The sequence below is a fragment of the Pseudomonas sp. LBUM1656 genome (genome assembly GCF_059716065.1).
Genome location: NZ_CP166800.1, coordinates 5,179,651 through 5,204,003, shown reverse-complemented (window position 1 = coordinate 5,204,003; position 24,353 = coordinate 5,179,651). Strand labels below are relative to the sequence as shown.

17 protein-coding genes are annotated in these 24,353 nt (G+C 59.8%); 8 read left to right on the top strand and 9 right to left on the bottom strand.

The genetic code is table 11. The features are described from left to right. Positions 1-4 precede the first annotated feature (4 nt). Together ACA072_RS23445 and treR are read right to left on the bottom strand one after the other, a co-directional pair. On the bottom strand, positions 5-3,070 hold the full coding sequence (locus ACA072_RS23445) for a membrane-targeted effector domain-containing toxin (protein WP_497625037.1): 3,066 nt from the start codon (positions 3,068-3,070) through the stop codon (positions 5-7). A 99-nt stretch (positions 3,071-3,169) separates the two neighbouring features. Further along, complete coding sequence (gene treR, locus ACA072_RS23440) at positions 3,170-3,874, bottom strand: trehalose operon repressor (protein WP_497620907.1); 705 nt, start codon at positions 3,872-3,874, stop codon at positions 3,170-3,172. Positions 3,875-4,109: 235 nt separating this feature from the next. Here treR and treP point away from each other — a divergent pair, with 235 nt between their 5' ends. From treP to tadA, 7 genes are all read left to right on the top strand, one after another. Beyond that, positions 4,110-5,552 carry a PTS system trehalose-specific EIIBC component gene (gene treP / locus ACA072_RS23435; protein ID WP_497620906.1) on the top strand — a complete coding sequence of 481 codons (1,443 nt, stop codon included), beginning with the start codon at positions 4,110-4,112 and terminating at the stop codon, positions 5,550-5,552. 35 nt (positions 5,553-5,587) lie between these two features. Further along, positions 5,588-7,234, top strand: coding sequence for an alpha,alpha-phosphotrehalase (gene treC / locus ACA072_RS23430; protein WP_497620905.1), 1,647 nt, complete (start codon positions 5,588-5,590; stop codon positions 7,232-7,234). Positions 7,235-7,339: 105 nt separating this feature from the next. Then, a complete protein-coding gene (locus ACA072_RS23425; protein ID WP_497620903.1) occupies positions 7,340-8,563 on the top strand; it encodes a maltoporin in 1,224 nt (407 codons plus the stop codon). Between the two features lie 62 nt (positions 8,564-8,625). Next, complete coding sequence (gene ptsP, locus ACA072_RS23420) at positions 8,626-11,160, top strand: phosphoenolpyruvate--protein phosphotransferase (protein WP_497620901.1); 2,535 nt, start codon at positions 8,626-8,628, stop codon at positions 11,158-11,160. 2 nt (positions 11,161-11,162) lie between these two features. After that, a complete protein-coding gene (locus tag ACA072_RS23415; protein ID WP_497620899.1) occupies positions 11,163-11,453 on the top strand; it encodes a PTS sugar transporter subunit IIB in 291 nt (96 codons plus the stop codon). Positions 11,454-11,677: 224 nt separating this feature from the next. Continuing rightward, positions 11,678-13,054, top strand: a complete 1,377-nt coding sequence (locus tag ACA072_RS23410) for a multicopper oxidase family protein (protein WP_497620897.1) — start codon at positions 11,678-11,680, stop codon at positions 13,052-13,054. Further along, positions 13,054-13,551 carry a tRNA adenosine(34) deaminase TadA gene (gene tadA / locus ACA072_RS23405; protein ID WP_497620895.1) on the top strand — a complete coding sequence of 166 codons (498 nt, stop codon included), beginning with the start codon at positions 13,054-13,056 and terminating at the stop codon, positions 13,549-13,551. Before ACA072_RS23410 ends, tadA begins: the two co-directional genes overlap by 1 nt. Before the next feature lie 132 nt (positions 13,552-13,683). Here tadA and cmoB read toward each other — a convergent pair whose 3' ends face one another. From cmoB to lon, 5 genes are all read right to left on the bottom strand, one after another. Further along, entirely contained in the window at positions 13,684-14,640 is a 957-nt protein-coding gene (gene cmoB / locus ACA072_RS23400) for a tRNA 5-methoxyuridine(34)/uridine 5-oxyacetic acid(34) synthase CmoB (protein WP_497620893.1), read from the bottom strand. After that, entirely contained in the window at positions 14,637-15,416 is a 780-nt protein-coding gene (gene cmoA, locus ACA072_RS23395) for a carboxy-S-adenosyl-L-methionine synthase CmoA (protein ID WP_178082324.1), read from the bottom strand. The genes cmoB and cmoA overlap by 4 nt, the downstream gene beginning before the upstream one ends. Before the next feature lie 181 nt (positions 15,417-15,597). After that, positions 15,598-16,233, bottom strand: coding sequence for a lysoplasmalogenase (locus tag ACA072_RS23390; RefSeq protein ID WP_497620891.1), 636 nt, complete (start codon positions 16,231-16,233; stop codon positions 15,598-15,600). 1 nt (position 16,234) lies between these two features. Next, positions 16,235-16,627, bottom strand: a complete 393-nt coding sequence (locus ACA072_RS23385; RefSeq protein WP_497620890.1) for a protease inhibitor I42 family protein — start codon at positions 16,625-16,627, stop codon at positions 16,235-16,237. A 220-nt stretch (positions 16,628-16,847) separates the two neighbouring features. Further along, entirely contained in the window at positions 16,848-19,265 is a 2,418-nt protein-coding gene (lon, locus tag ACA072_RS23380) for an endopeptidase La (RefSeq protein ID WP_497620888.1), read from the bottom strand. Between the two features lie 266 nt (positions 19,266-19,531). On the opposite strand from lon, the gene ACA072_RS23375 reads away from it, so the two are divergent. Beyond that, positions 19,532-20,710, top strand: coding sequence for an integrase core domain-containing protein (locus ACA072_RS23375; RefSeq protein ID WP_497620887.1), 1,179 nt, complete (start codon positions 19,532-19,534; stop codon positions 20,708-20,710). 186 nt (positions 20,711-20,896) lie between these two features. On the opposite strand, the gene ACA072_RS23370 is transcribed toward ACA072_RS23375, so the two are convergent. Together ACA072_RS23370 and ACA072_RS23365 are read right to left on the bottom strand one after the other, a co-directional pair. Next, positions 20,897-21,274 carry a DUF6124 family protein gene (locus ACA072_RS23370; protein ID WP_497620886.1) on the bottom strand — a complete coding sequence of 126 codons (378 nt, stop codon included), beginning with the start codon at positions 21,272-21,274 and terminating at the stop codon, positions 20,897-20,899. 503 nt (positions 21,275-21,777) lie between these two features. Next, positions 21,778-24,189, bottom strand: a complete 2,412-nt coding sequence (locus tag ACA072_RS23365) for a glucose/quinate/shikimate family membrane-bound PQQ-dependent dehydrogenase (protein ID WP_497620885.1) — start codon at positions 24,187-24,189, stop codon at positions 21,778-21,780. Between the last annotated feature and the right edge of the window lie 164 nt (positions 24,190-24,353).

Genomic DNA, 24,353 nt, shown 5'->3' with positions numbered 1-24,353 from the left:
CGTATCAGGCAGCTACAGCGGGCAGGCGCCCTTCCAGTGACAGGCCTATGCGATAGAGGTCGTGCGCAAGGCTAAGCAGATTTGCGTAGGTCACCTGGTGAACCGCAGGCCAGGCCGGACGGTTGATCCGAAAGCCGCTATCCATGGTTCGCTCGATTGTCGTTCGCACAATCTGGTTAGTGCGGCTGCGATGAATCAGCGTGTAGGTTTCCTCCGACCTTTCAATGGTGAACATGCCTTGGCGGAACAGCAACTGATTGATCTGCTCGGGCGTTCGTTGAATGAACGGCGTCGGCATCTGCAGGCTGATGTCGGCGTACAGGGTGTTGGAATTGCCGCGCATCTGGAAAGTTAATCCCGCGACGTCATGGCCTACTTCGATGCCATGGTCGATGTCCAGGTGCAGCCTCTGGTCGGGTCGCACTTCTTCGATGCGCAAACCGATACCACCCTCCGTTTCGCTGATACCGGCCATTCCCCTGAACGTGTTGGTACTCTCCTGGTCAGTGAGTACCAACCATTTTCCACCGCCGTTGCGGGCCTGAGTGGCCTGCATGATGGTGTGGGTGAGGTAGGTCTTGACGGATTGCCGTGACATGGCGCCCAAGGTCGTTTCTGTGTAGCGATAACTGGCCAGGCAGTCAGTGGCCTGGATTCGAATGCCGTTCTGTTGGGCCGATTTGACGACCTCCAGCGGTGTGAACTGTCCCGCAGGATCGCCTGACAGCTTTTTCAGGTACTTCTCCAGCATGGCATGCATCTTCCCGGTCTCGGCGAAGTTGTTCAGGTCGACTTGATTGAAGTCGTTGAGCAGACGATGCATGTAGATCGTCTTGACGCCCTGCCTGGCCAGTGTCGGCATGTTTTCGATCAGGAACCGGATGCTGGCAATGCGATCCTGACTTTCACCGACCACCAGCCCCGGTGCTGCATCGAATATCTTCTCGATGAGGTCGGCAACCGTCGTGGATGGCGTGATCACGGGCTGGACCGGGCGGGGAGGCAGCGAAGCGAAAAAGTTCTTGGGCATCTGGAATCCGGTTGCGTCCCTGACCAGTGTCGAGTGATGTCCGGCGACAAACTCTTCGTAGTGGGAGAGTCCTCTGATTTGCCCACCAGGCATGTTGATGACTTTTATATGGGTTTCCGGTTTGCCCAACGCCAGGGAGGTCAGTGATCGGCCGTTGGGGGCATCGTATCGGGTCAAGTGCGAGAGATCATTCACTTTGGGCGGCACTGGCGCGGTGGACTGCACTGGAGCAGCGGACCGGGAGGGTCCGGGAACTGGCTTGCTGAGACCTTTGCCGCCAGCGGTCAATCGGAGTTTCGGCGCCAACTCCCATTCACCTTCGGCATTCAGGCGTACCGGAATCGACCCGGTGAAGGCATGCGGGTTTTCTGGGTCGATGATTGCCCAGGTTCCGCCGCCATTAACGTCTGCCTCATAACGCACGTAGTAAGCCTTCTCGTTTATCAGGATGGCGTTGGATGGCTGTGAATCGAGTGTGTAGACACCCTGGAATTTCCCACGGGTGGCTATGGGGTAGCTTTCAAGGATTTCATTGCTTTGCCAGTGCTCTGGCACTTCAAACGCTTGCGCGGTTTCATCGGGCGGACCTGGTAACTTTCCAGGTTGCAGGGTGACTTCCTCCAATTCGTCGGGCGCCTGCGGATCTTGCGCGCCGACAGTTTCTTCTGCATCGAGCGTCTTGTTCAAGTCCGCCATCTCGGCCGCTTCTGCCGCCTCAGCCCCGGCTTCGTCCAATACACTGGCGTCCTTGAGCAGCGGAATGTTGAACAGCACATTGATGGCATCGAGCACTGCACCGATGATGCCAGCCTTGCGTTCCGCCGCGGTTTTACCATTCACTGCCTTGTCGATGTTCAAGCCCATCGCAGCGATGCTGGCCCCGATCACCGGCAACGCAACTGGCCAGCCCAGAACCGCTAATGGACCAAAAACATGCAGCCCGGCAGACAGGTAACCCAGCCAAAGCTGTTTGCGCATTTGGCCGTGGGTTACCAGCGTCAGATCGGCCTCTTCCAGCATCGTGCTCTGGACCGCCCGGCTCTGCCAGGTGAAGGCATCGCCGTTGATGGTGATGTTTTTCTGATTGATCAAGTGGTGGTCGTATTTTCCCCAGGTGCCGACCAACTGGTTCATCAGCGGGGTGATGTTGTCGTGGACGTCTTTACGGACCGACAGCGGGAAATGGGTCATGAACTCGGTGCGGGGCTGCTCTTCATTCATTTGCAGCAAGATCCACCAGTGCATGTCCGTCAGTGTCGGATGCACGTGGAAGGGCTGTGCGGCGCCGGGGACGTAAGTGATCTGCCGATCTTTTTGGTCGACGATGCGCAGAATATCGGTGGCGACATGCCCTGCGACATCCAGGGCGCAGACACGAAGATCCGCGGGCGAAGAGGTTTGCGACTGCAGGGTCGCCAGGCTGATGGGCCAGGACGCGCCGCCGATGACGGCTCTTACGACAGTCTGGAAATCCTCCTCTTCCAGTTGACCGTTTTGTCGGGCCTCGACAGCTTTGCTGAGGTAGTTACATTTGGCCAAAGCTCGGAAGTCATCGAAATGAGTCGTCCAGAAAGCGTTCAGTTTGTTCAGATAGCGTTCGCTGAGGTTCATCTCCCACAGATCCGTGAGGACTTTGCTGGGGTACATCCGCACTTCATTGGTTTCATTGAAAATACGGGCGTTTGCATCCTCGGTGTAAAAGCCGCCATTACTGTTCAGTTCGAGGGCGTCGTCCTGATCGGTCACGCGGTACCCATGGATGACCAGTTGCGTCAGGGTCAATGATTCACAGGGTTTGGGGGCGTGCTCCCAACTCAGAAAGGCTTTGGTGCTGCTGGCCGAAACGTTGTCGAACCGATGCCACCAGACCTGATCCGGGTCAATGTCGGTGATGCCGTATTTTTTCAGGATTTCGCTGGCCACAGCTTGGGCTTCATCGTGTATGCCCGGGCAGGCTGCCACGATGACAGGCGCGATTATGTTTAGTCGCTCCTTGTCCGCAGCATTGGGTAACGCTTCAGTATTTTGATCAACACGCATGCTCTCGCTCCTTGAGAAATGGGCTGTGAGGATTACCCATTTGCTCAAGGCAAGTGCACTACATAGTTATGCCCATCTGCATTTCGCGACCGTGTAGGGTCAGCGCCGGGCCACATCCGAAAAGTAGAACTTGTCGAGGGTATGGCGGGATTCGGTGTACTCGAACTGCCGACCGTCCTGCAGGAAAGTCTGGTTGCTGACCACGATCACATGGCTCTGGCCGTCGAGGTCCAGGTGGTGCTGGTCGTCCTTGCTCCGGGGCACCGCTTCGATGGTGCGCTGGGCGTAGGCAATTTGCAGTTGCAGGGTCTGTTCGATGAAGGCGTAGATCGATTGCTCGGCGATGTCGCGGGACAGGCCGGGAATCACGTCGCTGACAAAATGGTTGATGTCGAGGATCACGCGTTTGCCGTCGATCCGCCGCACACGCTTGATCCGCGTGATCAGGCTGCCTTCTTCAGCCTTGATGTGTTCGAGCAGCGGGCCTTCGAGGGTGATTTGAGTGAACTCGACTACCTCGGTGCTGACGTCGTTGCCCAGTCGCGGGTAGGTCTCCTGGAAGCTGACGATGCCGCCCAGCTGGAACTCGATCGGGTTGGTCGACAGGACGAAGGTGCCTTTGCCGTGGACTTTCTGGGCGAAACCGCGCTCCTGCAATTGCTCGATGGCCTTGCGCACGGTGCCACGACTGGCTTGATAGCTGTCCATCAATTCGGTTTCGGAAGGCAACCGGGCGCCGCGTTCCAGACGTTCGGTCGTGATGCTGGCAAGCAGATCGCTGTAGATCTGGTTGTATTTACTCATGGGATGGCTCTGTGCCGCGATGTACTCAAGGTTTCGAACCTTAAGGGCAGGGTAGGGGTTTGTCCATGCGGGTTTAGGTTTCATCGTTTCGGTAGGTAGGAATTTTCGCCGGCTGTCGGTTTGAAATAAACAAAATCAAACTCGTCTGTACGAGTTGTTGCTTTAACTCGTACAGACGAGTACTTTTCGCTTCGGCGTGCTGCCAAAAACAAAAAACTACAGCGGAAGATCAAGCATGAGCCACGACTATCCGAATATTGCCAGCGAGCTGTTGAAAAGCCTCGGCGGCAGCGACAACCTCGAGCAGGCCGCGCATTGCGTCACACGCCTGCGCCTGGCCCTCAAGGACCCGAGCCTGGTCAATAGCGCCACGCTGAACCAGATCGACCTGGTCAAAGGCTCGTTCTTCACTGGTGGCCTGTTCCAGGTGGTCATCGGCCCCGGCGAAGTTGAAAAGGTTTACGCCGAACTGCGCCGTCAAACCGGTCTCGCCGCTTCAACCATCGCCGACGTTAAACAAAAAAGCGCCGACAAGATAAACGCCATGCAGCGTCTGGTGCGGGTGTTTTCCGACGTGTTCATGCCGATCCTGCCAGCGTTGATCATTGCGGGGCTGTTGATGGGCATCAACAACCTGATTGGCGCCAAGGGCATGTTCATCGAGGGCCAGACCCTGCTGGACGCCTACCCGAAACTCGACGGGCTCTGGAGCCTGATCAACCTGATGGCCAACACTTCGTTCGTGTTCCTTCCGGCGCTGGTCGGCTGGTCGGCGGCCAAGCGGTTTGGCGGCAGCGAAATCCTTGGCATCGTGCTCGGCCTGATGCTGGTGCATCCGGACCTGCTTAACGCCTGGAACTACGGCAAAGCGGTGGCCGGGCTGGACGGACAAAGCCTGCCGTACTTCGACATCCTCGGGTTGTTCCAGATCGAAAAAGTCGGTTATCAGGGGCAGATCCTGCCGATCCTGCTGGCGGCCTACGTGATGAGCGTCATCGAGAAATGGCTGCGGGCGCGGGTGCCGAACGCGGTGCAATTGCTGGTGGTTCCGATCACCACCATAGTGGTCACCGGCGTGTTGGCACTGGCTGTGATCGGTCCGGTGACCCGCCACCTGGGAATTCTCATTACCGAGGGCGTGGTGATGCTGTTCGACCTCGCGCCGATGGTCGGCGGGGCGATTTTCGGGCTGCTCTACGCGCCGCTGGTGATCACCGGCATGCACCACATGTTCCTTGCGGTCGACTTGCAGCTGATCTCCACCCAAGGCGGCACGTTCATCTGGCCGATGATCGTCATGTCCAACCTCGCCCAGGGCAGCGCGGCACTGGCGGTGTTCTACATGACCCGCAATGTGCGCGACAAAAGCATGGCCTCGACCTCGGCAATTTCCGCTTATTTCGGCATCACCGAACCGGCCATGTTCGGGGTCAACTTGCGCTACAAGTTTCCGTTTTATGCGGCCCTGTGCGGCTCGGCCCTGGGCTGCATCTTCCTGTCGATGAACAAGGTCCAGGCCTCGGCCATCGGTGTCGGTGGCTTGCCTGGTTTCATCTCGATCATTCCGCAGTTCATTCCGATGTTCGTGATCGGAATGGTCATTGCGATGGTCGTGCCGTTTGTTCTGACTTGCGGGTTGAGCATGAAGATTGTTCGGCCAGGGTATCGGGTTGCCTGACGGTCGCCACATCAATTTGTTGAAGGAATAGCGCCATGCAAGACTGGCAACGTTCAGTGATCTACCAGATCTACCCGAAGAGTTTTCACAGCCACGCCGGCAACCCCACGGGTGATTTGCTCGGCGTCGTGGCCAAGCTCGATTACCTGCACTGGCTGGGTGTCGATTGCCTGTGGATCACGCCGTTCCTGCGTTCGCCCCAGCGCGACAATGGTTACGACATCAGCGACTACTACGCCATCGACCCGAGCTACGGGACCATGGCCGACTGTGAGTTGCTGATCGCCGAGGCCGGCAAGCGCGGGATCAAGCTGATGCTCGACATCGTGGTCAACCACACCTCGATCGAACACACCTGGTTCCAGCAGGCCCGCAGCAGCCTCGACAACCCGTACCGCGACTTCTACATCTGGCGCGATCAGCCCAACAACTGGGAATCCAAGTTCGGCGGTTCGGCCTGGGAATACGAAGCGCAGACCGGTCAGTACTTCCTGCACCTGTTCGATCACACCCAGGCCGACCTGAATTGGGACAACCCGAAAGTACGCGGCGAAGTCTTCAAAATGATGCGTTTCTGGCGCGACAAAGGCGTGGGCGGTTTCCGCCTGGATGTGATCAACCTGATCTCCAAACCGGCGGATTTCCCCGAGGACAACACCGACGGTCGACGCTTCTACACCGACGGCCCGAACGTGCATGAGTACTTGCAGCAAATGCACCGCGAAGTCTTCGAAGGCCACGACCTGATCAACGTCGGCGAGATGTCCTCCACCAGCCTGGAGCACTGCATTCGCTACTCGAAGCCGGATTCGAAAGAACTGTCGATGACTTTCAACTTCCATCACCTGAAAGTCGATTACCCGAACCTGCAAAAGTGGATTCGTGCCGACTTCGACTTCCTCCAGCTCAAGTGCATCCTCTCGGACTGGCAGACCGGCATGCAGGCCGGCGGTGGCTGGAACGCACTGTTCTGGTGTAACCACGACCAGCCGCGGGTGGTCTCGCGTTTTGGCCATGACGGCGAGCATCGCGTGGTATCGGCGAAGATGCTTGGCACCGCGCTGCATTTTCTTCAAGGCACGCCGTTTGTGTATCAGGGCGAAGAGCTGGGCATGACCAATCCGGGGTTCAATCACATTGATCAGTACCGCGATGTCGAGACGCTGAACATCTTCCGGCTCAAACGCGAAGCCGGTGCGAGCGATGCCGACAACATGGCGGCGATCATGCAGAAATCCCGGGACAACGGTCGTACGCCGATGCACTGGAACGCCGAGCCGAACGCAGGGTTCAGTGCCGCTGAACCCTGGATTGGTGTGCCGGCCAACGCGACGCAGATAAACGTCGCCACCCAGTTCGACGACCCGGACTCCGTGCTGCATCACTACCGTCAGTTGATTGCCCTGCGCCGCAGTGAAGCGCTGATCTCCGATGGCGTCTATCGACAGTTGTTGCCCAAGCACGCGCAGATCTGGGCGTATGTGCGTGAAGGAAAAGGCGAGCGTTTGCTGGTGGTGAACAACTTCTATGGCACGCCGTGCGAAGTCGAACTGGCGGATGACGTGATCAGCGAAGGAATGGCTCAACGCTTGGTCATCAGCAACTACCCGGACTGTCCGCCGCGAAACCGGCTGATTTTTCTAAGGCCCTATGAGTCATTCGTTTTGCACCTGACCGACTGACCGGCCACTAAAAAACACCGACTTAAAAAACACGCAGAACGCTGCGCGGGGGAGTTTTGCGCGCCGAATTTGCGGAACAACACAATAAAAATAATGGGGTGGTTCTTGAAAACAACACTAAATCGCAGCCTTGCCGCCGCGAGCGTATGCCTGGCGTTGCCATTGTCGGCGCAGGCCCTGGAATTTGGCGGTTACTTGCGCAGCGGCGTCGGAACGTCGGTTAACAGTGGTAAACAGCAGTGTTTCCAACTGCCCGGCGCGCAGACCAAATACCGCTTGGGCAACGAGTGTGAGCAGTACGGTGAACTCGAACTACGCCAGGACCTGTACACCCTGGACGACGGTTCGGTGCTGAGTGTCGACGGCATGGCTTCGCTGTATAACCAGTACGACAAGGACCTGACGTTCAACGGCGATAACGGCTCGGTGCGCTTGCCACAGCTGTACGCGCAATGGTCGAACATGCCCAGTCTGAACGGCGGCTCGTTGTGGGCCGGTCGGCGTTACTACAAGCGGAACGACATCCACATTTCCGACTTCTACTACTGGAACCAGAGCGCCAGCGGCGGCGGTATCGAGGATGTGCTGATCGGTGATCTGAAGTACAGCTACGCCTTCTCGCGCAAGGACAACCTGTACCAGAAGGACTACATCAACCGTCACGATTTCAACGTCGCCGGTTTCCAGACCAACCCCGGTGGTGAACTGGAACTCGGCCTGAGCTACATCGACAAACCCGACAGCCGCAATGCACACCGCGGCTGGGCAATCACCACCCAGCATGTGCAGAAAGGCTTTCTGGGCGGCAAGAACAAACTGGCCTTCCAGTATGGCGAAGGCCCCGGCACCGGATTGGGCTATACCGGTAACGTAAAGCTGGACGACAGCAACAAAAGCTATCGGGTGGTGGAGTTCTTTGACTGGCAAGTGACGCCACGGTTTGGCGGGCAAGTCGAGGCGGTTTACCAAAAAGACATTCGCCCGGACGGTGCCGACCAGAACTGGATTTCCCTGGGGATTCGCCCGGCCTACGCGATCACCGAGCAGTTCAAGCTGGTGACCGAACTGGGTCACGATCAGGTCGAAGCCGAGGGCGGCACACGCAAGCTGAGCAAGTTCACCTTTGCCCCGACGTGGTCGCCCAAAGGCCCGGAATTCTGGGCTCGGCCCGAGGTGCGTCTGTATTACACCTATGCCAGCTGGAACGAGGCGGCCAAACGGGCGGCCAATGAACTGGCGGCGGGTTCTGCGTTATCCGATACCGGCGCCTTCGGCACGGCGCGGCATGGTTCGAATGTCGGATTGCAGGTCGAGTACTGGTGGAAATAAGCGATGCTGTCGGAGCCTCGCGCTCCATCGGCACTTCAAAGAACAAAACAGCAGGTGACGTCATGGCCACACCCCAACAACTGCAACTGCACGCCCCCCTGTCCGGCGTATTGATGCCACTGGACCTCGTGCCCGATCCGGTGTTCTCCAGCCGGGTAATCGGCGACGGCCTGTGCATCGATCCGACTTCAACGACCCTGTGCGCGCCGCTGGCCGGGGTTGTCAGCAACGTGCAGGCAAGTGGGCACGCCGTCACCATCGCCGACGAAAACGGTGTGCAGGTCTTGATGCACATCGGCCTCGACACGGTGAATCTGGCAGGGAAGGGGTTCACGCAACTGGTGGAGGAGGGCCAGCGGGTTGACGTCGGGCAGGCGCTGATCGAGTTCGATGCCGATTTTGTGGCATTGAATGCCCGCAGCCTGTTGACGTTGATGCTGGTGGTCAGCGGGGAGCCGTTCACCTGGCTGACGCCGGAAACGGGTCTGGTAGACAGTGGCCAGCCACTCCTGAGTTTGAGCCCGGTCGAGCAGACAACCGATGTGCCGCCATCGGAAGAAGCCGAAGCAGTGTTTTCCAAACCGGTGACACTGGCCAACCCGAACGGCTTGCACGCCCGTCCGGCAGCGGTGTTCGCCCAGGCGGCGAAAGGTTTTTCGGCGAGCATTTACCTGCATAAACAGCAGGAGGCCGCGAACGGGAAATCCCTGGTGGCGATCATGGCGTTGCAAACGGCTCACGGTGACCTTTTGCAAGTCAGCGCGGCCGGCCTTGATGCCGAAGCGGCGATCAAGACACTGACCGAATTGCTAATGACGGGATGCGGCGAAGCGGTAGTTGTTTCGGCTCAGATGGAGACGAATGCGATCGAGGCTTCATCGTCGACGGTGCTGCGCGGGGTTTGCGCATCGCCCGGATCGGCGTTTGGCCAAGTGGTGCAGATCGCCGAGCAAAACCTGGAAGTGAATGAGCTCGGCGCCACACCGCAGGTTGAACGCGATCATCTGTCTCGTGCCCTGGCCGAGGCGCTGGTGGCCCTGCAACAATTGCGTGACAACGCCATCGGCGACGCGCAAGCAGACATCTTCAAGGCGCATCAGGAACTGCTCGAAGACCCGGGTTTGCTGGAAGTGGCTCATGTGATGATCAACGAAGGCAAAAGTGCCGGGTTTGCCTGGCGCGCGGCCACCGAGTCGACCGCTACTTTGTTCAAAAGCCTGGGCAATGCCTTGCTCGCGGAGCGGGCGGCGGACCTGGCCGACGTGAGCCAGCGCGTGCTCAAGCTGATCCTCGGCGTGAGGGATCAGGCGATGGAGCTGCCGGAAGGAGCGATCCTGATCGCCGAACAACTGACACCGTCACAAACCGCCGGGCTCGATACCCGCAAGGTGCTGGGTTTCGCCACGGTCGGTGGCGGTGCCACCAGCCACGTCGCGATCCTCGCCCGGGCGTTCGGGCTGCCAGCGATCTGCGGGCTGCCGGTGCAAGTGCTGGCGCTGGTCAACGGCACCCAGGTGTTGCTCGATGCTGACAAGGGCGAGCTGCAGCTGGATCCGGATCTGCAGGCCATCGAACAGTTGCAAGCCAAACGGCAGTTGCACCAGCAACGCCAGCAGCATGAGTTGGCGCACGCATCGCTGGCAGCCTGTACTCGCGATGGTCATCATTTTGAAGTGACCGCCAATATCGCTTCGCTGGCTGAAGCCGAACAGGCTGTGGCGATGGGAGGCGAGGGCGTCGGATTGCTGCGCTCGGAGTTTCTTTATCTGGATCGCAATCACGCGCCGAGCCATGACGAGCAGGCGTCCATCTACATCGCCATCGCCAATGCACTTGGGCCGACGCGTAATCTGGTGGTGCGCACCCTGGACGTCGGCGGCGACAAACCGCTGGCCTACGTACCGATGGACAGCGAAACCAACCCTTTCCTGGGGATGCGCGGGATTCGTTTGTGCCTGGAGCGTCCGCAGCTGTTGCGCGATCAGTTCAAGGCCATCCTGAGCAGCGCCGGGCTGGCCCGGCTGCACATCATGTTGCCGATGGTCACGCAGCTGTCGGAGTTGCGTCTGGCCCGGCAAATGCTGGAAGAAGAGGCGCTTGCGTTGGGGCTCACGGAACTGCCCAAGCTGGGGATCATGATCGAAGTGCCGGCGGCTGCGTTGATGGCAGACGTGTTTGCGCCCGAGGTAGATTTCTTCTCGATCGGCACCAACGATCTCACGCAATACACCCTGGCGATGGACCGCGATCACCCGCGTCTGGCCAGTCAGGCCGACAGCTTTCATCCGGCGGTGCTGCGCTTGATTGCCAGCACCGTGAAGGCTGCGCACGCCCACGGCAAGTGGGTCGGTGTCTGTGGCGCCATGGCTTCCGAGACACTGGCCGTGCCGCTGTTGCTGGGGCTCGGAGTCGATGAGTTGTCAGTGAGTGTGCCGTTGATTCCGGCCATCAAAGCGGCGGTTCGCGAAGTGGATCTGGTGGACTGCCAGGCCATCGCCCAACAGGTCCTGGGTCTGGAAAGTGCTGGCCAGGTGCGCGAGGCGTTGCGGCTGTATCACGAGGCGACGGTCGATACTTCACTGGTTCTGGAGAACTGAACATGTTCGAGAAAATGCAGCGAGCGTTCTGGAAAGCGTTGACGCCTGATCTGGTGATGGATGAGCCGAAGGTGGTTGCTCAACCTGTTTGCGGGCTGACGCCGGATGTCGTAGCCGCGCTGGGCGGCGTGGAAAACCTCAAGTCGCAGCAGCCTGTGGCGCTGACCCGGGTTCGAGTGGAGTTGCGGGACGTGGCGCGGATGGATCGGCAGGCATTGAATGTAGCCGGTGTGCCGGGCGTCATGATGCTGGACGAAGGCGTGGTGCATTTGATCACCGGCCTCCAGCACTGATCGTTCCCACGCTCTGCGTGGGAATGCATCCTGTGACGCTCTGCGTCACGCCAGCGAAGGGACGCAGAGCGTCCCGGGCGGCATTCCCACGCGGAGCGTGGGAACGATCACCTCTCCTGCGGCCATCCGCCGCGCCGGCCTTACCGTTTCTCAACCGCAGGTGTATCGTATTCGCCTTTTACAGGCCCACGGGTCTGTCGCTGATACGTGAGGTAGTTGAGTTCATGTCCTTTACCCGTCGCCAAATCCTCGGTGGCCTGGCCGGTCTTGTTGTCGTTGGTGTCGGAGCGGGCGGCGCATCGCGGTACTGGCTGGGCAAGATGGCCGATGCGGACGCCGGCCATGACTACGAGCTGATCGCGGCTCCGCTGGACGTCGAACTGGTCGCTGGGCACAAGACCCCGGCCTGGGCGTTCGGCCCGTCGGCGCCGGGCACCGAACTACGGGTTCGTCAGGGCGAATGGCTGCGGGTGCGCTTCATCAACCATCTGCCGGTGGCGACCACCATTCACTGGCACGGCATTCGCCTGCCACTGGAGATGGACGGTGTGCCCTACGTATCGCAGCTTCCGGTATTGCCGGGCGAATACTTCGACTACAAATTCCGGGTGCCGGATGCCGGCAGCTACTGGTATCACCCGCACGTGAACAGCAGCGAAGAACTCGGCCGTGGCCTGGTTGGCCCGCTGATCATCGAAGAGCGTGAGCCCACCGGTTTCAAGTACGAGAAAACCCTGAGCCTCAAGAGCTGGCACGTCGATGAAGAGGGGGCTTTCGTGGCCTTCAGCATTCCTCGCGAAGCCGCCCGTGGTGGCACCGCAGGACGCCTGTCGACCATCAACGGTGTCTCGCAAGCGGTGATCGACTTGCCTGCCGGGCAAATCACCCGCGTGCGTTTGCTCAACCTCGACAACACGCTGACGTATCGCCTCAACATTCCCGGCGTCGAAGCGCAGATCTACGCGCTGGACGGCAATCCCGTGGAACCGCGGCCAATGGGTAAGGAATACTGGCTCGGCCCGGGCATGCGCATCTGCCTGGCGATCAAGGCACCGCCCGCCGGTGAAGAATTGTCCCTGCGCAACGGCCCGGTTCGCCTGGGCACGTTCCGCTCGGTGGCAAACACAGAGGCCCCCACCGAATGGCCGCCCGCGTTGCCCGCCAACCCGGTGGCAGAACCAGACCTGGCCAATGCCGAGAAACTCAACTTCAATTTCGAATGGGTGGGCTCGGTGTCGGTCAACGTCGACAACGGCAAACCGCCAAGCCTGTGGCAGATCAACGGCAAGGCCTGGGACATCACTGACAAGACCTGCGCCGACCGCCCGATTGCCAAGCTTGAGAAGGGCAAGAGTTACATTTTCGAATTGAAGAACATGACTCAGTATCAGCACCCGATTCACTTGCACGGCATGAGCTTCAAGGTGATCGCCTCGAACAGGCACAAGGTCATACCGTACTTCACCGACACCTACCTGCTGGGCAAGAACGAGCGCGCGCGAGTCGCGTTGGTGGCGGATAACCCCGGGGTGTGGATGTTCCATTGCCATGTGATTGACCACATGGAAACCGGCCTGATGGCCGCCATCGAGGTGGCCTGATGCGTCAGATTCGTCCCGCCGCGATCATCGACCGCAGCCGCGACCGCGACTTCATGCGCGAAGCCCTGGCCCTGGCCGCACAAGGCGCGGCGCTCGGTGAAGTGCCCGTGGGCGCAGTGCTGGTGCAGGACGGCGAAATTATTGGTCGCGGCTTCAACTGCCCGATCAGCGGAAACGACCCGAGCGCCCACGCCGAGATGGTCGCGATCCGTGCCGCAGCGTTGGCGGCCAGCAACTATCGCCTGCCGGGCAGCACGCTGTACGTAACCCTTGAACCGTGCAGCATGTGCGCCGGGCTGATCGTGCATTCGCGGATTGCGCGGGTGGTGTATGGCGCTCTGGAGCCGAAAGCGGGGATTGTGCAGAGTCAGGGGCAATTTTTTACCCAGGGCTTCTTGAATCACCGGGTGCTCTATGAGGGCGGGGTGTTGGCGGAAGAATGTGGGGCGGTGCTGAGCAAATTCTTCAAGGCCCGAAGAGCCAAACCAGCAGACTAAACACCGGCCTAATGTGGGAGCGGGCTTGCTCGCGAAAGCGGTGGATCAACCGATATTGATGTCGATTGACACTCCCTCTTCGCGAGCAAGCCCGCTCCCACATTTGATCTTTATTGGCAGGGAAACTGGGGACTATTTACGGGCAACAATCACAGCCCGCATCGGCGCCGGCAACCCTTCAACCGTCTTGCTGTGATCCTCGGGATCCAGAAAATCACTCAACGACTGATACTTCATCCACTCCGTCCCACGCTGTTCCTCGACCGTGGTCACGCTCACGTCGACGCAACGGACATCCGTAAACCCGGCACGTCGCAGCCACAATTCCAGCGCCGGCACTGACGGCAGGAACCACACGTTACGCATCTGCGCATAACGGTCTTCCGGCACCAGCACCTGCTGCTGATCGCCTTCGATCACCAGCGTCTCCAGCACCAGCTCACCGCCCTTGACCAGGCAATCCTTCAGTGCCAGCAAATGCTCGATCGGCGAACGACGGTGGTAGAACACGCCCATGGAAAACACGGTGTCGAAGCCTTCCATGTTCGGCGGCAGGTCTTCGAAAGGGAACGGCAGGTGCCAGGCGTTGGGCTCGGACAGATAACGCTGCACCGCCTGGAACTGGCAGAAGAACAGCCAGTTAGGGTCGACACCGATCACGCTGTCTGCGCCGGCACCGAGCATGCGCCACATGTAGTAACCATTGCCGCAACCGACATCGAGGATGCGTTTGCCCTTCAGGTCCAGGTGCGGAGCCACCCGCGACCACTTCCAGTCCGAACGCCATTCCGTGTCGACGTGCACACCAAACAGGTCGAACGGCCCTTTGCGCCACGGCGACAAACCCATCAGCGCGGTACGCATCTGCGCACGAGTCTCATCGTCGCAATCGGTGTCCAGCGTCAGACCGTTGAGCAGGTCGACTTCGGTCGGTTGAATCTTCGGCAGAGCATCAAGCGCACTTTGCCAGCGCTCAAGGTCGCCGTGACCCTTTTCCATTTTCTTGTCGAGTTGCGCTTGCAGGGTGTTGGCCCAGTCGGCCAGCGGTGTGCCAGCCAGGCGGCGGGCGAGGGGGGACAGATCAATCATGGCAAGGCAATCAACGAGGCAAAGTTAAGACACTGGAACCACGGCACGACTTTCGAGAACCCGGCGGCCAACAGGCGTTCGCGGTGTTCTTCGAGGCTGTCGGGCTTCATGACGTTTTCGATGGCGCTGCGCTTCTGGGCGATTTCCAGTTCGCTGTAGCCGTTGGCGCGTTTGAACGCGACATGCAAATCAGTGAGCAGTGCGTGTTCTTCGAGGTCGTTGAAGCGCAGCTTCTCCGACAGGATCAATGCGCCGCCGGGCAGCAGCGATTGGCGGATGCGTGAGAGCAACGCGGTGCGCTGGTCGGGGGCGATGAATTGCAGGGTGAAGTTCAGCGCCACCACCGAGGCGGGCTGGAAGTCGAGGGCGAGGATGTCGCCCTCGATCACTTCCACGGGCAGCAACTCCTGGAACATCGAGTCTTGACCGTTAAGGTATTCGCGACAGCGCTCGACCATTGCCGCAGAGTTATCCACAGCGATGACACGGCAGCCATCGGTGCGCACGTGACGGCGCAACGCCTGGGTCACGGCGCCCAGGGACGAGCCGAGGTCGTAGAGCACGCTGTTGGGCTGGGCGAATTGCGCGGCGAGCACGCCGAGGTTCTCAACGATGGTCGGATAACCCGGCACCGAGCGCTTGATCATGTCCGGGAACACCCGCACCACGTCCTCGTTAAAGGCGAAGTCAGGCACCTGGGCCAAAGGCTGGGCGAAAAGGCGATCGGGGTCTTTGCTCACGGCGGTTCCAGCGGCGTAGGTGGAAAAGGCCGGCATTTTAGCCAAATTGACGGGGGGATGCGCGGGTTGTCTGATAAACCGCCGGCAGGATCCGAGGTCTGCGTGTTCAGTCATACCGCTTTCGCGAGCAAGCCCGCTCCCACAGTGGTTCTGAGTCGGACACAAGAAATGTGTTCAGCACGGATCAAATGTGGGAGCGGGCTTGCTCGCGAAGGATTCAGCGCGGTTTTTGAGCGAACGCCGAAGCCGCAATCCCCCATTGCCCCAGCCAGTAACTGAGGATGATCACGTAAGGCGCGGCGTTAAACGGCAAGACAAAACGGTTGATGCCAATCACGCTGTCCGAAAACACAAACGCCACGGCGCCAGCCGCCGCCAAGAGCGCCGAGCGTTTGGGCACGTCAGTGCCGAGTCGAGCCAGCGCCCGCCACAGCATGGCGCTGATGGCCAGACCGTAGACGATCACGGGGATGAGCAACGGACCCAGTCCATTGGAAATCAAGATCCCCAACAATATCGCGCCGACGCCTAAAGCGATGACCAGCGGCAACAATGCCAACCGCCGGCAATCGCTCAAGTAGGCTTTCAGATACGCCAGGTGGGCGACCAGAAACGCCCCAAGGCCAAACACAAACAAATCCCCCGGCCACGCCAGCAACACATCGCCGAGCAGGGAGAAAATCAGTCCCAGGCTGATCCAGCGCCGATATTCGCTGGGCGGTGCATCGTGCAACCAGCCGAGCAAGGCCAACACCGGCAACGGCTTGACCAGCAGGCAGAGCAGCGCGGCATGCACACTAAGACCGTAGAGGAACGTCACCGCGCCCATCAGCGCCAGGATCAACCAGCCCATGTCAGTTAACCGAGATCGCGCAGTCGAACGTTTCCGCTGGCAGCACTTCCGGTGCCCAAGGCTGTTGGGATGTCAGGCGCAGGCGCCCAGTCCCGGCCGCAAACGCCTGAAAGCGCCACGTGGAGAGGCCGGCGCTGCCGACGATCCCGGCGTCTTCCGGATTACTGTAGACCTCGGGGCTAAGCGCATGCAGCACGCCACCGGCCGAATCCTGGATTGCCCAGCGGTAACCCGTAGTCGGGTTGCTTGGCAGGGTCAGGATCAGGTTTTGCCCGCTGTGCAGTTTCACCGGGCATTCGCTTTGTTTTTCCACGGTCACGTTCTGTTTCGGTTGCGTGGCGCAGGCGGCCAGCAAGGAGAGGGCGAGGGGGACAAACAGGCGGGTGGGGGACATGAGGTCAGTGGCTCCGGCATTCACGACGAACGGCGAGCATAACTGAAGATGAGACAAAGTGTGACAGCAGCGGAAGTCAGCGTTGTGAGTGCCGACGCAATCGCGGGCAAGTCGAATCGTCGCACCGCCGCTCCCACAGGTTATGTACAAACCCTGTGGGAGCGGCGGTGCGACGATTCGACTTGCCCGCGATTGCGTCAGAGCAGGCGCTATATGACTGTCAGAACAGAATCTTTGCCACATCCGCAAACCGCTTGGCAAAGTGCACGGTAATCCCTTCCTTCAGATAGTCCGGCAGTTCATCAAAGCTTCCACGGTTAGGCTCCGGGAGGATCAACTCAAAGATCTTCTGCCGCCGCGCCGCGATCACCTTCTCACGTACTCCACCAATCGGCAGTACATGCCCGGTCAGTGTCAGTTCGCCCGTCATGGCCACGCCTTTTTTCGGCGCCTGGTTGCGGGCGAGCGAGAGCAGGGCGCTGGCCATGGTCACGCCGGCGCTTGGACCGTCTTTCGGGGTGGCGCCTTCCGGGACGTGCAGGTGGACGAAGGCTTCGTCGAAGAATTTCGGATCACCGCCAAACGACTTCAGGTTGGAGCTGACGTAGCTGTAGGCGATTTCCGCCGACTCTTTCATCACATCGCCCAGTTGCCCGGTGAGTTTGAAGCCACGGTTAAGCGTGTGGATGCGCGTGGCTTCGATCGGCAAGGTCGCGCCGCCCATGCTGGTCCAGGCCAGGCCGGTGATGACGCCGGTGCCGGACAGCACTTGCTCGTTGCGGAATATCGGATGGCCGAGCGAGGCTTCGAGGTCTTTCGGGCCGATTTTGATCACCGCTTTCGGCTCGTCGATCAACTTCACGACGGCTTTGCGCACCAGTTTGCCCAGTTCTTTTTCCAGGTGGCGCACTCCGGCTTCACGAGCATAACCGTCGATCAAGGCTTTCAAAGCGCTGTCGCTGATGCTCAAGCTGCCCTTGGACACGCCGGCCTTTTCCAGTTGCTTGGGCCACAGGTGACGCTTGGCGATGGCGATTTTTTCTTCGGTGATGTAACCCGACAGGCGAATCACTTCCATCCGGTCCAGCAAGGGTCCGGGGATCGAGTCCAGGGTGTTGGCGGTGCAGACAAACAGCACTTTCGACAGATCCAGACGCAGGTCCAGGTAGTGGTCGAGGAATTCGACGTTCTGTTCCGGGTCGAGGGTTTCCAGCAGCGCCGAGGCCGGGTCGCCCTGGTAGCTTTGACCCATCTTGTCGATCTCGTCGAGCATGATCACCGGGTTCATCACTTCGACGTCTTTCAACGCCTGCACGAGTTTGCCCGGTTGTGCGCCGATGTAGGTGCGGCGGTGGCCCTTGATCTCGGCTTCATCGCGCATGCCGCCGAGGCTGAAGCGGTAGAACGGTCGGCCCAGGGATTCGGCAATGGATTTGCCGACGCTGGTTTTACCCACGCCCGGCGGGCCAACCAGCAAGACGATGGAGCCGCTGATTTCGCCTTTATAGGCCCCGACCGCAAGGAATTCGAGGATACGGTCCTTGATGTCGTCGAGGCCGGCGTGGTGTTTGTCGAGCACCTTGCGCGCGTGTTTGAGGTCGAGTTTGTCCTTGCCGAACACGCCCCACGGCACCGAGGTCGCCCAGTCGAGGTAGTTGCGGGTGACCGCGTATTCCGGCGAGCCGGTCTCGAGGATCGACAGTTTGTTCATTTCCTCTTCGATGCGTTTTTGCGCCTGGGGCGGCAGCACTTTGCCCGTGAGTCGTTGCTCGAACTGTTCGATGTCGGCGCTGCGGTCGTCCTTGGTCAGACCCAGCTCTTGCTGGATGACCTTGAGTTGTTCCTTGAGGAAGAATTCGCGCTGATGCTCGCCGATCTTGCGGTTAACTTCGGCGGAAATTTCTTTTTGCAGACGCGCGACTTCGACTTCCTTGCGCAGCATCGGCAGGACTTTTTCCATGCGCTTGAGCATGGGCACGCAGTCGAGCACTTCTTGCAGTTCGTTGCCGGTGGCCGAGGTCAGGGCGGCGGCGAAGTCGGTCAGCGGCGACGGATCGTTGGGGCTGAAGCGGTTGAGGTAGTTTTTCAGCTCTTCGCTGTACAGCGGGTTGAGCGGCAGCAGTTCCTTGATCGCGTTGATCAGCGCCATGCCGTAGGCCTTGACCTCGTCGGTCGGCTCGGTGGGCTGGTGCGGGTATTCAACTTCCACGAGGTAGGGCGGACGGTGGTGTTTGAGCCAGGTTTTGATTCGTACGCGGGTCAGGCCCTGGGCGACGAATTGCAGTTTGCCGTTTTCGCGACTGGCGTGGTGCACCTTGACCAGCGTGCCGTACAGCGGCAGGACGGAGGTGTCGAAATGGCGCGGATCTTCCTGGGGCGTGTCCATGTAGAACAGGGCCAGGGAGTGGTGATCGGATTTGCTGACAAGGTCGAGGGTTTCGGCCCACGGTTCTTCATTGACGATGACCGGCAGCACTTGGGCCGGGAAGAACGGGCGGTTGTGGATCGGGATGATGTAGACCTTGTCCGGCAGGTTCTGGCCGGGCAGAGCAAGGCCTTTGCCGGTGGAGTGGTGTTCGGCGTTCTCTGGGTCGGCGTATTCGCTCGGGTCTTCGGGGAATTCTTGCTGGTCGCTCATGGGGCACCTGCGCAATGGGGTATGGGTCTTAGATGGGGCAGGTGGGGGGTGGTTTCAATGGGGCGGGATATTTCTGGGTGTGTGTTCAGAGTTTTGACAGGTGCTTCTTTTGATCTTGGCGACCTGACAGCCGACCAATGACTTGCAGGTGTACCCCGAACCCTTGTGGGAGCTGGCCTGCCAGGGTAGAAACCGGAGACATCCTTTACGTTTTAAACCGGAGACATCGTTTACAGGTATGAAATACGGTCAGGAGGTGCCTGACCATGCCCTGGAATCGAGAGTCCCCAATGGATCAGAGAGTGAAACTCGTAGGCGACTGGATGTCCGGCGCCTACTCCAAATGTGAGCTGGCACGGCATTACGGTGTCAGCCGGCCCACTTTGGACAAGTGGTTGGCTCGCTATGCTGAATGTGGCATCGACGGGCTCAAAGAGCTGTCCAGACGTCCGCACCACAGCCCCCATCAAATCAGTGAGCATGTCCTTGAGTTGTTGATCGCTTATAAGCGCGAGCATCCGAGTTGGGGGCCTGAGAAGTTGGTTCACAATCTAAAAAAAGCGCACGCAGAGCTGTCTTGGCCGGCGCTGAGCACCGCTGGCGAATGGCTCAAGCGTGCAGGTCTGGTGCAAAAGCGACGATTCCTTAATCGCCCACCGACGGGCCCTATTCCGTTACGCGAAGCCACGGAGCACAATCAAACATGGGCGGCGGATTTCAAAGGCGACTTCGCCCTGCAATCAGGTCAGCGCTGCTTTCCCTTGACGATCTCCGATCATGTCAGCCGATTCCTGTTGCTTTGTCGGGCGCAAAGCAGTGTGGCTGGGGCGCGTGAAGGATTTGACTGGGCCTTTCGAGAGTATGGGTTGCCCAATGTCATTCGCACGGATAACGGCTCACCCTTTGCCTCGACCGGCGTGTCGCGCATCTCCAGTTTGGCGGCCTGGTTCATACGCTTGGGCATCTATCCTGAGCGTATCCAGCCCGGACGTCCTGACCAGAATGGCCGCCATGAACGAATGCACCGAACCCTCAAGGCTGCGCTGCTTAAGACACCTGAACATAACTTGGTACAGCAGCAGTTGGCGTTTGAACGGTTTCGCCACGAATACAACTACGAGCGCCCTCACAAGGCACTGGCAATGAAGGTTCCAGCGGATGTTTACGTGCCATCCAGCCGCCTCTACGACGGACATGTGCCGGAGGTGAATTACCCTTCACAGTTGCTGGTCAGGAAAGTCCGGCAAAACGGCTCAATGAAGTGGAAAGGCAGAATGGTATTTGTCAGCGAATCGCTGGTGGGTGAGGCACTGGGGCTGAAGGAGGTGGAAGATGAAGTCTGGGAAGTGTATTTGTGCGATTACCTTTTAGGTCGTTTGAAAAGCGGTGAAAACCGCCTTTCAAACTCACAAAAACGTAAAGGATGTCCCCGGTCTCGATTGTAAAGGATGTATCCGTTTCTACACAGCGAAGGCGGCCTGACAGCCGACCAATATCTTGCTGATGTACCTAATTCTATTGTGGGAGTGAGCCTGCTCGCGATTGGGTCTGGCATCCGGCATTGAAGTCGTCTGACACTCCGCCATCGCGAGCAGGCTCACTCCCACAGGGGAATGGTTCCTACAGGGGGATTAGCTGTGTGGCGAAGGTTTTGGTAGGGCGACGTTATCCAGCATCCGGTTCACCGCCAGTTCGGCCAGCATGACGATCTGTTGAATGGCCATCGCCTTGTGCCGGTGCGGGCCTTCCAGATAGTCCGCGAAATCGCTCGCCATCACACTGGCCTGGGCCAATGACTCGCAGGTGTGGGCCAACAGGTCTTCGTCTTTGATATCCGGGGCAATCAAAAACATCGTGCTGGGTTTGCGGGTGGCAGGGGATTTGAGGGCGGCGGGGTTGAGGTAGTGATCCAACGCGCGCTCGGCAGCGTCGTTGAGTTTTTTGGAATCGAGGGATTCGTAGGGGGAAACGTCGTCGGTTTGCGGGGGATTTGGTGTTTCTTTGAACATGGTGAAGCTCCATTCGGGGACAGGGAGTTCGCCACGACTGCGACCAAGCAGTTGGGTGGCGAACCGTACGCAGGTTGGTCGACCAGGGAATGGAACCCGGCAGGGCCGAAGCCCTCCCACGCACAGCTCGCCATGAAGCAAGCACGAAAAGTGCGCCATTCTAAACCTGGGCGACCAAACCCGGCCGCTGAATTTGCAGCGACCCCGAAAGCCTATCGCCCGGGCTTCCGACACGACAACCGCTAGAACCTGTCGGAATTCTCCTCCGGAACAGCCACAGCTGTAGGACGTCGGCAAAAAAATTCAGGTCCGACGCGATCCAATGTGGGAGCGAGCCTGCTCGCGATTGCTGTTTAACTTTCAACATCCAGGGTGGCTGACAGTCCGCCGTCGCGAGCAGGCTCGCTCCCACATTTGTTTAGTGGTATGGCAACCAAATCGGCACCCACAAAAAAAGGCGACCCCCTCGCAGGAGTCGCCTTTCCTTTAACCGCCGCTAAACCTTACTCGGACAGTTTGTACGCAATCACATAGTCACCTTGCTTGGTGCCCAGCGACCCATGACCGCCGGCAACAACGAGCACGTATTGCTTGCCGTCCTTGCCGGTGTAGGTCATCGGCGTGGTTTGCGCGCCGGCCGGCAGGCGGCCTTCCCACAGTTGCTTGCCGTTTTTCACATCATAGGCACGCAGGTATTGGTCGAGGGTGCCGCTGAGGAAGCCAACACCACCGGCGGTGGTGAAGGTGCCGCCCAGGCTAGGCACGCCCATGCTCAGCGGGATCGGAACCGGTGAGCTGTCGCGCACGGTGCCGTTTTTGTGTTTCCAGATGGTTTTGCTGGTAGTCAGGTCGACCGCGGCCACATAACCCCACGCGGGCGCCTGGCACGGCAGGCCCATTGGCGAGAGCAGGGCTTCGAGGACGACGCCGTACGGCGCGCCTTTGTTCGGCTGCACGCCTTCGGTTTCGCTTTTGCGCGGGCCTTGGGCAGCGATTTCGGCGGCCGGGATCATTTTCGATTTGAACGCCATGTAGCTCGGGTTCACGAACGCGATCTGACGCACCGGGTCAACCGAGATGCCGCCCCAGTCGAACACGCCGAAGTTGCCTGGATAAACGATCGAACCCTGCAGCGATGGCGGAGTGAACGGACCGTCGTAGCGCATGGATTTGAAGTCGATCCGGCAGATCAGTTGGTCGAACGGGGTCACGCCCCACATGTCGCGCTCTTGCAGCGGCGGCGGCATCAGGTTGAGGTCGGATTTCGGTTGGGTCGGCGAGGTGTGATCACCTTCGACAGCGCCTTGCGGAACCGGCACTTCGTTGATCGGCACGATCGGCTTGCCGGTGCTGCGGTCCAGCACGTAGATGCTGCCTTGCTTGGTGGACGCGAGCACCGCTGGCTTCACGCCGTCAGCGGTTTTCAGGTCCATCAGGGTTGGCTGGCCACCGACGTCCATGTCCCACAGGTCATGGTGGGTGAACTGCATGTGCCAGCGCACCTGGCCGGTTGCGATGTCGAGGGCGGTCAGGCCGGCGGCGTGCAGTTCCGATTCAGGGGTGCGATCGCCACCGAACTGGTCCGGGGTCTGGTTGCCCATCGGCAGGTAGAGCATGCCGAGTTTTTCATCGACGGCGAACATGGACCACATGTTCGGCGAGTTGCGGGTGTAGACCTTGCCTTCGGCAATCGGCGTGGTGTCGTCCGGGTTGCCGCTGTCCCAGTTCCACACCAGTTTGCCGGTGTGTACGTCGAACGCGCGGATCACGCCGCTTGGCTCGTCGGTGGAAACGTTGTCGGTGACGTGGCCGCCAATCACCACGAGGTCTTTGGTGACGGCAGGAGGCGAGGTGGAGTAGTAACCGCCGGCATTGAAGCCGCCGATGTTGGCGGAGAGGTCAACCTGGCCTTTGTTGCCGAAGTCTTCGCACATCTTGCCGGTGTCGGCATCGAGGGCGATCAGGCGTGTGTCGGCGGTCGGCAGGAAGATCCGGCGTGGGCAGACCGTGCTGACCGGCGCAGGGCTGGCGGTGCCCGTCGGGCTCTGCTCGGACGCGTAAGCGGCGTCATCGTGATACGTCACGCCACGGCAGGTCATGTGCGCCCAACCCTTGAAGTTCGCCGCGTTTTGCGTGGAGAGCTTCGGATCGAAACGCCAGATTTCCTTGCCGGTGTCCGGGTCAAGGGCTATCACCTGGCTGTGCGGCGTGCACACGTAGAGCATGCCGTTGACTTTCAGCGGGGTGTTTTCGGCCGTGGTTTCACCCGGGTCGTTCGGCCCTGGCAGGTCGCCGGTGCGGTAGGTCCAGGCGGGAACCAGTTTGTTCACGTTCTGCGGGGTGATCTGCGCCAGTGGCGAGTAACGATCGCCGTGGGCGCTGCGGCCGTAGGAGTTCCAGTCACCGTCGGGCATGGCCGGGGCGGTGTTGGTCATGCCCGGCACGCTGTCGCGGTCCAGTTCGCCTTTGATTTCACCGGGGTTGGTGAACTGGCTGGCCAGTGCAGTAACGCCAGCGAGTACCACCGCCACGCTCAGTGCGCCAGTGCCCATCGGCGCTGGGCCGGTGATCAGCAGCGGACGGCGGAACCACGGCAGCAACATGACGAGGCCCAGCGCAAACAGCATGGCCAGGCGCGGCACCAGTTGCCACCAATCGAGGCCGACTTCCCACAGGGCCCACACGGTACTGGCGAACAGCACCAGTGCGTAAAGGCCCAGCGCCGCGCGGCGGGCCAGGATCAGCAGCACGCCGGTCAGCGTCAGGCCGATACCGGCCAGCAGGTAATACAGCGAGCCGCCGAGCAGGCTCAGCTTGATCCCGCCGGCCAGCATGGCCAGGCCCATTAGCAGAAGCAGAATGCCGAGCAGGGTCGGCAACAGACGGCTTCGACTCAAAGCACCATCAGTGCTCATAGTGTGGTTCTCCGTGACGTTTCAAGTAGTCCCGCGCAAGTTCACTGTAGATGACGATGCTTTGCGGGCATGGTTCAGATAAAAAAGGTTCGGTTGATCGGGGCCTTGTAGGAGCCGGCTTGCTGGCGATTGCGGTGTGTCAGGCAACAAATGTGTTGGCTGAC

What these genes read in the sequence shown, in the direction of transcription:
- treP (WP_497620906.1), top strand. Translation starts at nt 4,110, where the DNA reads ATGAGCCACGACTATCCGAATATTGCCAGCGAGCTGTTGAAAAGCCTC.
- ACA072_RS23365 (WP_497620885.1), bottom strand. Translation starts at nt 24,189, where the DNA reads ATGAGCACTGATGGTGCTTTGAGTCGAAGCCGTCTGTTGCCGACCCTG.
- cmoB (WP_497620893.1), bottom strand. Translation starts at nt 14,640, where the DNA reads ATGATTGATCTGTCCCCCCTCGCCCGCCGCCTGGCTGGCACACCGCTG.
- ACA072_RS23370 (WP_497620886.1), bottom strand. Translation starts at nt 21,274, where the DNA reads ATGTTCAAAGAAACACCAAATCCCCCGCAAACCGACGACGTTTCCCCC.
- ACA072_RS23375 (WP_497620887.1), top strand. Translation starts at nt 19,532, where the DNA reads ATGCCCTGGAATCGAGAGTCCCCAATGGATCAGAGAGTGAAACTCGTA.
- ACA072_RS23410 (WP_497620897.1), top strand. Translation starts at nt 11,678, where the DNA reads ATGTCCTTTACCCGTCGCCAAATCCTCGGTGGCCTGGCCGGTCTTGTT.
- ACA072_RS23390 (WP_497620891.1), bottom strand. Translation starts at nt 16,233, where the DNA reads ATGGGCTGGTTGATCCTGGCGCTGATGGGCGCGGTGACGTTCCTCTAC.
- tadA (WP_497620895.1), top strand. Translation starts at nt 13,054, where the DNA reads ATGCGTCAGATTCGTCCCGCCGCGATCATCGACCGCAGCCGCGACCGC.
- cmoA (WP_178082324.1), bottom strand. Translation starts at nt 15,416, where the DNA reads ATGCCGGCCTTTTCCACCTACGCCGCTGGAACCGCCGTGAGCAAAGAC.
- treR (WP_497620907.1), bottom strand. Translation starts at nt 3,874, where the DNA reads ATGAGTAAATACAACCAGATCTACAGCGATCTGCTTGCCAGCATCACG.
- treC (WP_497620905.1), top strand. Translation starts at nt 5,588, where the DNA reads ATGCAAGACTGGCAACGTTCAGTGATCTACCAGATCTACCCGAAGAGT.
- lon (WP_497620888.1), bottom strand. Translation starts at nt 19,265, where the DNA reads ATGAGCGACCAGCAAGAATTCCCCGAAGACCCGAGCGAATACGCCGAC.
- ACA072_RS23415 (WP_497620899.1), top strand. Translation starts at nt 11,163, where the DNA reads ATGTTCGAGAAAATGCAGCGAGCGTTCTGGAAAGCGTTGACGCCTGAT.
- ACA072_RS23385 (WP_497620890.1), bottom strand. Translation starts at nt 16,627, where the DNA reads ATGTCCCCCACCCGCCTGTTTGTCCCCCTCGCCCTCTCCTTGCTGGCC.
- ACA072_RS23445 (WP_497625037.1), bottom strand. Translation starts at nt 3,070, where the DNA reads ATGCGTGTTGATCAAAATACTGAAGCGTTACCCAATGCTGCGGACAAG.
- ptsP (WP_497620901.1), top strand. Translation starts at nt 8,626, where the DNA reads ATGGCCACACCCCAACAACTGCAACTGCACGCCCCCCTGTCCGGCGTA.